This is a genomic window from Candidatus Alkanophaga liquidiphilum, assembly GCF_053996935.1.
The window spans coordinates 1-10,242 of the sequence record NZ_JBMXYC010000068.1 but is presented as its reverse complement, the minus strand read 5'-3'; the positions used below and the strand labels follow the sequence as shown (position 1 = coordinate 10,242).

The 10,242-nt window shown below is 52.6% G+C and carries 9 protein-coding genes; 4 read left to right on the top strand and 5 right to left on the bottom strand.

Annotation, left to right across the window (positions count from 1 at the left end; all coding sequences use genetic code 11):
- Positions 1-232: 232 nt before the first annotated feature.
- From ppsA to ACXJJA_RS08840, 3 genes are all read left to right on the top strand, one after another.
- A complete protein-coding gene (gene ppsA / locus ACXJJA_RS08850) occupies positions 233-2,572 on the top strand; it encodes a phosphoenolpyruvate synthase (protein ID WP_456487853.1) in 2,340 nt (779 codons plus the stop codon).
- A gap of 23 nt (positions 2,573-2,595) precedes the next feature.
- Positions 2,596-3,528, top strand: a complete 933-nt coding sequence (locus tag ACXJJA_RS08845; protein WP_456487855.1) for a ribonuclease Z — start codon at positions 2,596-2,598, stop codon at positions 3,526-3,528.
- A gap of 118 nt (positions 3,529-3,646) precedes the next feature.
- Positions 3,647-3,937, top strand: a complete 291-nt coding sequence (locus ACXJJA_RS08840; RefSeq protein ID WP_456487852.1) for a DUF3467 domain-containing protein — start codon at positions 3,647-3,649, stop codon at positions 3,935-3,937.
- Between the two features lie 34 nt (positions 3,938-3,971).
- Here ACXJJA_RS08840 and ACXJJA_RS08835 read toward each other — a convergent pair whose 3' ends face one another.
- The 5 genes from ACXJJA_RS08835 to ACXJJA_RS08815 form a co-directional block, all read right to left on the bottom strand.
- On the bottom strand, positions 3,972-4,181 hold the full coding sequence (locus ACXJJA_RS08835) for a TRAM domain-containing RNA chaperone (protein WP_456487854.1): 210 nt from the start codon (positions 4,179-4,181) through the stop codon (positions 3,972-3,974).
- 128 nt (positions 4,182-4,309) lie between these two features.
- Positions 4,310-5,542, bottom strand: a complete 1,233-nt coding sequence (locus tag ACXJJA_RS08830) for a hypothetical protein (RefSeq protein ID WP_456487851.1) — start codon at positions 5,540-5,542, stop codon at positions 4,310-4,312.
- 170 nt (positions 5,543-5,712) lie between these two features.
- A complete protein-coding gene (locus tag ACXJJA_RS08825; protein WP_456487850.1) occupies positions 5,713-7,599 on the bottom strand; it encodes a tetratricopeptide repeat protein in 1,887 nt (628 codons plus the stop codon).
- 9 nt (positions 7,600-7,608) lie between these two features.
- Positions 7,609-9,129, bottom strand: a complete 1,521-nt coding sequence (locus ACXJJA_RS08820; RefSeq protein ID WP_456487849.1) for a serine--tRNA ligase — start codon at positions 9,127-9,129, stop codon at positions 7,609-7,611.
- Complete coding sequence (locus ACXJJA_RS08815; protein WP_456487848.1) at positions 9,126-9,362, bottom strand: KEOPS complex subunit Pcc1; 237 nt, start codon at positions 9,360-9,362, stop codon at positions 9,126-9,128. Before ACXJJA_RS08815 ends, ACXJJA_RS08820 begins: the two co-directional genes overlap by 4 nt.
- A 70-nt stretch (positions 9,363-9,432) precedes the next feature.
- On the opposite strand from ACXJJA_RS08815, the gene ACXJJA_RS08810 reads away from it, so the two are divergent.
- Entirely contained in the window at positions 9,433-9,798 is a 366-nt protein-coding gene (locus ACXJJA_RS08810) for a hypothetical protein (protein WP_456487847.1), read from the top strand.
- The last annotated feature ends 444 nt before the right edge of the window (positions 9,799-10,242 follow it).

Here is a 10,242-nt window from a genome sequence, read left to right as displayed (position 1 = left end):
TGAAGCAGCGATAAAGACGCTCTTCTCTCAATTAGCTGCTTTAATCCGTTAGAAACGGGAACGTGTTCTGTAATATGCTATACTATAATCGGTTGCGGTAGGCTTATGTTATGTGGACACGTCCGTTATGCGGTATGGAAAGATTTATAAGCATGCTAGGAGGATTCTGACTTAGCCTACTGCAACAGGCGAGCTTTTAGCAGCGTCGCCAAGTCGCTAAGGGGGGACTGCGGTGAGGTATGTAGTGTGGTTTGAGGAACTTAGTAAGGAAGATGTAAGCCTCGTTGGCGGTAAAGCTGCGAATCTCGGCGAGCTTACGTCAAAAACGGACGTGCCCGTGCCTCCCGGCTTTGCGATAACGGCGGAGGCTTACAAACGTTTCATCGACCACAACAAGTTGGGTGAGAAAATAGCGACACTTCTGAAGAATCTCGACGTTAACGACACGGACGAGCTGAACAACGTTTCGAGTGAGATAAGAACGTTGATAGAAGGCGGAGAATTCCCCTCGGATTTACAGGACGAAATAGTAAAGAATTACAGGACTTTGGGCGAGAAAATCGGCGTGGAGCGCCCCTACGTGGCAGTGCGCAGCAGTGCAACCGCCGAGGACTTGCCGGGCGCCAGCTTTGCGGGGCAACAGGACACGTATCTTGATGTTCAAGGCGAGGAGAATCTGTTGAACGCTGTTAAAAAAGCATTTTCATCCCTATTCACACCAAGGGCCATCTTCTACCGGGAAGAGAAGGGTTTCGAGCACTTAAAAGTGTATTTGAGCTGCGTAGTCCAAAAAATGGTGAATGCGAAGGCGGCGGGCGTGATGTTCACTATTGACCCGGTAACTGGTAATCCCGACGTCGTCGTCATTGAGGGCTCTTGGGGGTTCGGCGAGTTTGTTGTTCAGGGCACAGTGACGCCCGACCGCTTCGTCGTCAGGAAGTTAGACCTCAGCATAATTGAAAAACAGACGGGGCGTAAGGAGAAGAAACTCGTGCGTGGCGACGGCGACGGTCCTGTGGAGGTCGAGGTTGAGCCGGAGCTTGTCGAAAAGCCGTGCCTCGACGACGAACAGATAAAAACGCTTGCGAACTACGCAATTCGCATCGAAAAGCACTACGGCACGCCGCAGGATATAGAATGGGCGCTCGACGCCGACACCGACGAGCTTTATATCCTGCAGGCAAGACCTGAAACCGTTTGGAGCATCAAGGGCGTTGCTGAGGAGGGAGCTGCAGCATGTGGCGAAACCGCCGAAGCTGAAATCATACTGCGTGGTTTGCCGGCATCCCCCGGCTTCGCATACGGTAAGGCTCACATCATCCAAGACGTCTCAGAGCTCAACAAGTTTAAAGAGGGCGAGATTTTAGTGACGAAGATGACGTCGCCGGACTGGGTGCCGGCGATGCGTAAAGCCCGTGCGATAATCACTGACGACGGCGGCATGACTTGCCACGCTGCAATCGTTTCGAGGGAGCTCGGCATCCCTGCAATCGTCGGCAGCAAGGAAGCCACAAAAGTGCTGAACACCGGCATGGAAATTACCGTGGACGCAACAAAAGGCGTCGTTTACAGAGGAGTGGTGCAAGGCATTAAAGCCGAGCAGGCGGCGGCTGCAGCGGCTGCGGCGACGCCGGTCGCTGGCTTACAACTCCCGGTAACGGGCACAAAGATTCTTTGCAACTTAGGCGTGCCTGAAAAGGCAGAGGAGGTCGCAAGGCTGCCGGTTGACGGCGTCGGGCTCATGCGCGTTGAGTTCATAATAGCGAGCTACGTCGGCGAGCACCCGCTCTTACTCATCGAGGAGGGACGTGAGCACGAATATATAGATGCGCTTGCGGACGGCATCGCAAAGGTCGCCTCCGCTTTCTACCCACGACCCGTGGTCATGCGTTTCAGCGACTTCAAGACTAACGAGTATCGGGAGCTGAAAGGTGGCGAGAAATACGAGGCTGAGGAGGCGAATCCGATGTTGGGATGGCGGGGTGCCGCTCGCTACATAGACGAGCGCTTCGAGCCGGCGTTCCGTCTTGAGCTAAAAGCTTTGAGGAAGGTTAGAGATGAGCTGGGGCTAAAGAACGTCTGGGTGATGGTGCCATTCTGCAGGACTGTCGGAGAAATGCGGCGGACGCTTGAGATAATGCAGGAGGAGGGGCTTCGCAGGGGGAAGGACTTCAAAGTTTGGCTGATGTGTGAAATACCATCGAACGTAATTCTCGTAGACAAGTTCAGTGAGCTCGTCGATGGCTTCTCCATTGGGAGCAACGACCTCACGCAGCTCGTCCTCGGCGTCGACCGTGATTCTGAGACTCTTGCGCCGCTCTTCGATGAGCGGGATGAATCAGTGAGGCGTGCTATTGCTTATTTCATAAAGAAGGCGCACGAATACGGGAGAACTGTCAGCATCTGCGGGCAGGCGCCAAGCGTCTATCCGGATTTCTGCGAGTTCCTCGTGCGCTGTGGCATCGACTCCATAAGCGTGAACCCCGACGCCATCATCTCGACGAGACTCAACGTCGCACAAATAGAGAAAAGAATCCAGCTCGAAAAAGCCTTAAAAGACTTAAAGAGTTAATTTTTTCCATAAAACCCATGACCGTGCTCCGCATCACATTCTTAGGCACTGGAGGCGCCCTTCCTACGCCGGACCGGAACCCTTCGGCGCTCGTCGTGCGACGTGGCGGCGAGCTCTTGCTCCTCGACTGCGGCGAGGGCGCCCAGCAGCAAATGATGCGGGCGAAGACTGGCATGAAAATCAGCGCCATCTTTTTAACGCACTTCCACGCCGACCACGTCCTCGGCATCCCTGGACTCATACAAACACTTGCCTTTCAAGGGCGGAAGGCGCCTCTTGAAATATACGGACCGCCAAGGGTCGGAAGATTCCTTTATCATTTACTTTCTCTCGTCTATCTCACCAAAGATTTTAAAATACGAGCGATTGGACTGAAGCCCGGCGATGTCGTCCGCCGAAACGGCTACGTGATAAGAGCCATAAGAACGGAGCACGGCGTCCCCAGCTTGGGTTATGTGCTTGAAGAGGACATGCGTCCCGGGAAGTTCAACAGGGAGAAAGCCATCTCTCTCGGAATAAAGCCAGGACCGCTGTTCTCAAAATTACAGTCCGGGCAGAGCGTCGTGGTGAACGGTAGGGAAATAAAACCCAAAGAGGTGCTCGGACCGCCGAGACCCGGACGCAAAGTCGTTTACACCGGGGACACGAGACCTTGCGAGAGCGTCATCGAAGCCAGTAGAGGCGCTGACGTTCTGATACACGACGGGACGTTTTCGCACGCTCTCAAGGAGCTGGCGGCGGAATACAAGCATTCTACGGCAGTAGAAGCTGCCGAAGTCGCAAAAAAAGCGGGCGTGCGGATGCTCGTCCTCACGCACATAAGCCCTCGATATTCGGAAGACGCAAGCGTGTTGGTAGCGGAAGCGAAAGAGCTTTTTGAGAATGTCGTCGTCGCCGAGGAGCTTATGACATTGGACGTGCCGTTTCCGGAGAGGGGAGCGCCGCGTTTAGCTTAGTAAGAGCCGCAACGTGCCTCACGCACACCGAGCACATTAATGACTAAGCAAATCGTAATCCTCCGCATATATAAATTCGCAGGAAGGAAGTAAGCATGAGGTTCAACAAGGTGTGAACATGAAGGGGAGTAAGAAGGAGATAAAGATCGAGCTGCCGAGCAATTTGGAGCCCGTGTTTTCGAACATGATACAGATAACGCACAAGGACGACGAGTTCTGCCTAACGTTTGTCCACATAATGCCGAACGTGAGCGTCGGGAAGGTGAAAGCAGTGGTCTCGATAACACCGCAGCACGCAAAAAGGCTGCTGAAAGCCTTGAAGGAGAACATAGAAAAGTACGAAAAAATATATGGGGAAATAAAACTCGTAGAAGAGACTAAAAGGCATGAGGGCGTTGAGTTTATGTAATACCTCTCATGCCTCTTTCAGTTATACTTCCTTTCTATCTTAGGACTTCTCCGAATGCTACTTTCCTCGAAACCTTCGTTATTCTTATCTTCACACGATCCCCGACTTTCGTGTTCGGCACGAACACCACAAAGCCCTCGATTCTCGCAATACCGTCGCCTTCTCTCCCCAGGTTCTCTATTTTTACCTCGTAGGTCTCTCCTACGGACACCGGCACGTTTGACCCATATCTCATCCTTTCCATCATACTACTCTACCTTACGCTTCTTAGCGATGCAAAAGAGAAAAAGAGAAACTGCACCCTTTTCCTCCCTTGCACCTTATCCTCCACGGAAGTGGAGTTCTCATGCCCACCATGGGCATAGACTCGCATTAAGCGAGCCTTACTGGTGTTTTCATCGAGCCTATATAAATAATTTCCCCAAGCGATAGTGCCTCAAGACCGTGTAACCCTGTTGCATTGATATAGGCGTCCAGCAAGTCAGAGCACGGGGAGCTGAGGATGATGGTGCTTTCCTCAGATTTCCGCACCCATACGTATTTGGCCCCCACAGCCCACATGGCAACCTCTGAGGAGTTCAGCAGCGGCTCGCCGCCGACGCTTGCCAGCATGTCATTGTAAGCTGCGAAAAACTCGTCCCTGTCAGCGACAGAATCCCAAGTGATGTTCAGCACGAAGAAATACGTAGATGTGTTGGCATAGAAGTCGAAGGCATCGCCGCCCCACCCCGCCGCCGCCTGCTTTGCCGCTTCTTTGTCGATGTGCAGCTCAAGCATTGTCCTTATAAAAAATTCGCCGAGAACGTCCGAGCTTAGCTTCCAATCGTCGCCGAGCGGCAGTCTAACGTTCATCACACTCTTGCGGGGTTCTCGGCTGAAATACTTATCGGGGTGGATTATTTGCTCTGTCGTCGTGGGCGGGTCTAAAAGGGCGGCGTTCACGGCGTCCCAACCGCCTTCCGCATATAAGCGGGAGACAAAAATCTTACCCTCGACGTAGGGGAACGCCATGAAGGCGTCCAGCGTCTTTTCGAGAAGGCTTTTTGCAGGCAAGCTTCTTCCGAGAGCGGCAGCCTCGATGCTCGGCTCCTTTCCCTCATAAAGGTCGGTAGCGACGCAGGCGTCGCCCTCGATGAGCGCCCGTGCTGCCATCAGCTCGTCGAAAGTGCGTCTCGAAAGCAGCCTTGTGAGGTTGAAGTGCTGGTCTTGGAGAACATGCACGTATTCGTGTGGCAGAATTTTTCGCAGCAAAAATGCCTTGCTCTCAGAAATGACGAAAACTTTGTCCCACGGGTTGTAGTAGGCGACGACGTGCTCCGCCTTATGCTCGATGCTTGCCTTCTCGACGCTCTCGTTCTCTCTTGCCATGAACAAAGCCCTCAACATCAACTCGACCTGCTCGTCAACTCCGCCGCCCACTTGCTCGCCGATTTCTTCAGGACTCACGAATTCGTGCGGAACGTCATGCAGAAGCTTTAAGCCCCTTACTTCCTCCACTCTGCGAATTATATCCGCTTCGTCCACTTTAACGCTCTGGTAAGCCAGAATTATCACAAGAGCAAAAACCGTGGCGAGGACGACAGCGATGATGTGCTTCTTGTTCATAAGAGCGCATTACAAGCGCCCACAAATATCGTTTGCGAACTTAAACCCGCACGCAACGGCATCACGGCAGCGTCAAGCCCTTTGCAAACTCCACCTGCATGGGTTCCAGGAAAGGAGGGGACCTGATATATTTTTTACTGAACCAAGTATGTCCATAATGTCCTTCACAGCTAAGCGGGTATTTGTATTCTTATTCTCGGGAAATACATGCTCGACGGCGTCAGCGGCATCGTTGGTTTCTCATTCCAGTCCGCCGCCCGCCGCTCTCGCATCGCCTCGAACACCCTTTCTTTAAGTGTCTCCACCCCCACCTCGGACAACGACGGCAACTCTATCTCGAAAATCTTGCCTACTATCTTCGCCGCCCGTTCCACGTTTCTCTCAATTAACCTTCGCAGGACGAAAGGCTCGACGCTCTCAAGGGCGTCCTTCAAGTAATTTCGGTGCGTCTCAATTTCCTCGTCGCCTGCGGTCTCAAAGAGCCTCTTCAGAAGTCCGTAGTAAGGGATTATGATGATACCGTACTTCGGATCGCTGATGACTCCGATGTCATTCGTGACGTTGAAAACTTGAGGTAGTCGCACCCGCCGCACGCCCGGCTTCTCACCGTAACGCTCCTCGTAGAGCGTTGCCGGCGTCCTTCCTGACGGCAATGGCTTCTCAAACATGTGCCACCGCACGAAGCGGTTCAACTCACGCTCACATTGCCGCCGGCTTGTGAAGAGCGCCTCCGCACCCCCAAAAAACTCCACAAAACGTTTGTGCACCTCTCCTTGAGCTTCAGTTGCCTCTCTCAAAAGTTCTCCGCTTTTCATCCTCTCTGCAGTTTCCCTCAGTCTCTCGCTTGCTTCTCTCGTGTGGACAACCGCCCCGCTCACTACGTAGAAGTCGCCCCACGGCACGAGCTTTCCCTGAAACGTCTGCTGCTGCTCTATGCCCTCAGGGTCCGCAATCACCAAATACTCCTTGTCCGAAACCAACTCTCTCACGACGAGCTTAAAGGCGTCAGCATCCAGCTCTACAACCTCAAAAACGCCACTCACGCTATTCTGCAGGTTTTTAAGCTTTTCTCTCATTGCCTCGTCAAGCCCGTGAATCTTGGCATATAGCATCGCTGGCGTCTCGCCATTAGGCAAGCGTCTCTCAAATGCGAACCAATCCACGAATCCCATAAGCTCATGCGCATCCAAACTCTGCTGCCCCGTCACCGTCTTGTATTCGGAAAACGCCCTTTTGAACTCCGCTTCAAGACTTCCCTTCGTCACAGATTCTCTGACCTTAGCCATGATGTCCATTGAAGCTTTGAACTCCTTTATACGGCGTGCATCTTCACCTTCGAGCCGCATGAGCTTCTCCACTCTGTTCATACAACTTCTCACGTGCCTGTAAATGTGTTCTGGTACACCTTGCGAGATGCTCCGCTCGTAAGCCCGCAACGCCTCCTCGTATTTCCCCAAATCCTCCAAAAGAGACGCATAGTCATACCAGAAAACAGGCTCCTCCCTGATCTCCAAGAGACGTTTATACTCGTTTTCGGCATCCTCGAACCTGCCCTTTTTGACATAAAAATCAATGAGTGCCCGACGCACGCTTGTCTCCGACGGCTCCTCATCAAGCATCTTCCTTAAAACGCGCTCCGCCATTTCCCCCCTCGCAAAAAAACGACTCTTCACCTCCTCAGGCGCCTCTGTCAAAAACAGCAATAGCGTCTCCCTCAAGCCGGCGACGGCAGCGGGCGTCTCCGAGAACAACGCCCTGCACAATGGCTCATATTCAGCAAGCAGCACGACGTCCCAGAAGTTCACAGCATGCTCCTGCATCTCTGCTTGTGTCCTTGCTATCGCAATCTCGTCAACATTCAAACCGTCTTCAGCATCGAACATCTCCAGCCCATGCTCCCTCAAAAATTTCTGGAGCTTGCGTCTCGCCACGTCTTGCTGCATGCGGCTGAGCCCGCCATGCCTGCTCGCCGCCCTTGCATATTCAAAATAAAGCGTCCATGCATCCAATATTTCTTCGTTCTCCTCTCCCAAGAACTTTTTTACTAAATCTTTCATGCTCCCGCCTCATACGAATTTAAAGACCTCCGGAAGCTCGCCAATACGCTCTCTGAAGCTTTCCGGCCATTTTTCGACGTCAAAACCCTTTTGTGCGAGAAAGACCGCAGTCCATCTCTCCAAGCCAATGCCGGAGCAGCCTGACCAGAGTTCCTTGCCGCTTTGCAGTTTCACGTTGAAGCCCTTCGGGTATTTGTCACCGTTGATGCTGAGGTTCTGGAACTCCAGCCACTTCCCGTTGTAGGGGAGAAGTGCCTCGAAATCGATGGTGCCGACCTCCTTCTTCTCAGCGAGTCCAAGCCGCCCCTCCTGCGCCATGAACCACGGCGTAACCCAAGCTTTACGCCACCGCAGCTCAAAAATCTCCTCGAAAATGAAAGTATAGCGTTTCTCAAGCTTTTTGGCGTGCTCGACAACCTGCTCTTTCGTGCCGAGCCACACGAGCTCAATGCGATGGAATTCGTCAACACGCTCTATCCCGTGAATCCCGCCGCTCTCGTAGCGGTGCGACGTGCCTGAGCGGTCAAAAACGCATATTGGAAGCGATGCGTCGCTCAGAATCCTGCCCTGTAAGAAGACCCAGAATGGCGGGCATTGCGCATAGCAGAGCCCCCCGATGTTCTCGATGCGCTCCATAATCATGTGTGTCGGCACCTCGCCCGTGATTTTGAAGTAGTCCATGATGTCTTCCCAAAATTTCGGGTCTCTGGTCTTCGGCGTGCAGACGTAATAAATCTCAGGATACACCGCCCGTGCATGTCCGGAACGTTTCCAGACCTCCCATGGCACGAGCTTCGGGAAAATCATCTCTACGTAGCCCAAAGGCTTCAAAATCACCTCATCAATGATTTTCTCGAAAGTTCTAAAGATTTTTGTCACCTGTGGTCCGTAAATCCACTGACCGCGGGCAGCGCCGTGCCGGATCCAGCCACGCTCTTGCATCTCCTGCGTTGGGTCCTTGTCGAAGAACGTCGGGCGTTCCGGGCTCTCCCAGAGAAGTTCCCAGTGCTCCTCTTTCCCTCGCCACTCCAACCGCTCCCGCTTCTCCTCCAGTAGCCTTAAAATCCGGTCGGGCAGTCGGTTCCTGAGATCAGCTTCGTCCTCCAGCCGCACCTTAAGCGTTATCTTCCCGTCGTCAAGCCTCATCTTCTCCACGAGAATTTCAGGCATCCTCGGCGCTTCCGGCAAATCCCAGTCCGCTATTATCTCGAAATTCTCAACCTCAAGTCCTCTTATCCCTATCTTCAGGCTTCCAAGCCGCCCTGCAAGCGCATTCTTCAGCCGTAGAGCTGCGTCGTGCGCCCTGACGTATCTGTCAGACTTTATTTTAAAACGAAGTTCCTTGCCGCTCACTTCCCAGCTCTCGATCTCCGCTCCATGTTCTCTTTTGTCGAGGCTCCGTGGCACGCCACGTTTCAACAAATCCTCGTTCGCAAACTTTATGAACTCCGAAATTACCTTAACAGCTTCCTCCGTAAGCTCCGCACTACACTTCAAAACCCCTTTGAAGTGAAACCACACGTCTTTCATCGCCCTTTCTCCAACGCCTTTAAAACTGCGCCGACGTCCTTCACGACTTTTGCATTCATTAGATAGTCATCAACGCTTAATATAAGCGAGCCTACTTTCTCAGCTACGAAATAAGTGACGACGACACCGCCCTCGATGGCAGTCCGCATGCCCTCCATGTTGTCAGGGCTCAACACCGCTGCCAGCGTCCGAGGGTCGTCCTCCGCAAGCACGACTTTCGCCTTTATTTTCACAGAGGTATTTAAGCGGGATACGCTTAAAAATGTAGGTGAACTGCTTTTAACTAAGCAAAATAAACAATGTATGATGAAATTGGAAGATTTACCGATAAAGGACGTTCTGGTTTTCAGGTGGGAATTTGCGGAGGCGAAGACGCTTGATGAGGTTGAAAAGCGTTTTAAAGGGTATTATTACATAGTGAGACCTCGCAAAGATGTTTTAGTAACGACGACGTTTACGAGTCCCTACGTCATTTGCGCGCTCCTCCAGCGGGACGAGCGTGGCGGGGACTTCCTCGTCATTCAAACGTTCGCGGGTCGCTACCCCTACGAAAAGGTCTTTGGCGGCGCCTTCTTCTATGCAATGCGGGCGGGCATACGTATAACCGACGCGGAATATCCCGAGGACCTTCCTAAGCCTTACTTCATGGAGCCTGAGTATAAGCTGTGATGCCCGTTAATTGTCGCCAAGCATCGTGTAACGTGGGTTCTGGGAAACTTTCTTATCTTCGTTCGATTCCACTCTTTCCACAGTGACTGCTATTTCAGGGGTGCGACGTGCTCGCTCATCTCAGACCTGCCTCAACGAGGCAAACGGCACATGTCATGAGTTGCATGAGGGGGTGTCTGCCGTCTTGAGCATGGATTACGGCGACGACTTCGCATGAGTGCCGCAGTATGTATGCTCGTCTCTCATGCAGTGTGCTATAGCTTTTACGTCAGCCCTTTGCGCCTTTGCATGCTTCAACTTCAATAGTCGGTCCGACGGTCGGACGCCAGATAAAAGAGGGAGACATCCTCTACGTGGACGTGCCTGAAAGCCATATTCAAGAATTAAAAAAATTTGCGGACTACCTGACCGAAGACGAAAAAGAGACGCTTGAGGAGATAAAAG

Bases quoted from the DNA above. Each gene is read 5' to 3' on its own strand.
- ACXJJA_RS08840 (WP_456487852.1), top strand. From the start codon at position 3,647: ATGAAGGGGAGTAAGAAGGAGATAAAGATCGAGCTGCCGAGCAATTTG.
- ACXJJA_RS08835 (WP_456487854.1), bottom strand. From the start codon at position 4,181: ATGGAAAGGATGAGATATGGGTCAAACGTGCCGGTGTCCGTAGGAGAG.
- ACXJJA_RS08830 (WP_456487851.1), bottom strand. From the start codon at position 5,542: ATGAACAAGAAGCACATCATCGCTGTCGTCCTCGCCACGGTTTTTGCT.
- ACXJJA_RS08825 (WP_456487850.1), bottom strand. From the start codon at position 7,599: ATGAAAGATTTAGTAAAAAAGTTCTTGGGAGAGGAGAACGAAGAAATA.
- ACXJJA_RS08820 (WP_456487849.1), bottom strand. From the start codon at position 9,129: ATGAAAGACGTGTGGTTTCACTTCAAAGGGGTTTTGAAGTGTAGTGCG.
- ACXJJA_RS08810 (WP_456487847.1), top strand. From the start codon at position 9,433: ATGATGAAATTGGAAGATTTACCGATAAAGGACGTTCTGGTTTTCAGG.